The organism is Helicobacter pylori (genome assembly GCF_014498195.1).
Classification (GTDB): domain Bacteria; phylum Campylobacterota; class Campylobacteria; order Campylobacterales; family Helicobacteraceae; genus Helicobacter; species Helicobacter pylori_DO.
Map to the genome: position 1 here is coordinate 1 of NZ_JACTGH010000038.1, position 529 is coordinate 529.

Genomic DNA, 529 nt, shown 5'->3' on the forward strand with positions numbered 1-529 from the left:
ACTTTAAACACCCTGAAAACATAAGATCGAGTTTAGATCATGATGCTATTACCCACATACTCAAAAGGCATGGCGTTAATTCTGTTAATGTCAAAAATGGAGAAAGCCCTATCACTTACGAAGATATCGCTAATTATAGATATATCGTTAATAACGCTGATGCAATTCTTAGGACTATAGACAAATACAACCAAGAAGCTATAACGGCGTTTAAACAAATCAACGGCTATGCGGTAGTGGTAGAGCAAGCGATCAATAAGAAAAATGAATTAGTTTTAAAAACGATGTATAAGAGTAACGGAGATTATAAGAATAATGATGTTTATAAAGAATTTTCAAGCACCTCACTCAACGCTAACGCGAAGGTGCCCCATAGGTTGAGTTCCTATAGTGGTGCTACAGATAATCCTACACCAAAACCGCTAACAGATCAAGAGGATTTATTAAAAACAAGCGAAAATTTAAACGAAACCACACCAACACCTACAAATTTAAGCCCCTTAGAACAAGCCAACGCCGAAAAGTTAGC

The 529-nt window shown here is 36.5% G+C and carries 1 protein-coding gene; it reads left to right on the plus strand.

What is annotated here, in order from left to right; translation table 11 throughout:
* The coding region (locus H7N67_RS07895) for a DUF3519 domain-containing protein (RefSeq protein WP_187939619.1) at positions 1–529 on the plus strand (529 nt) is incomplete at both ends.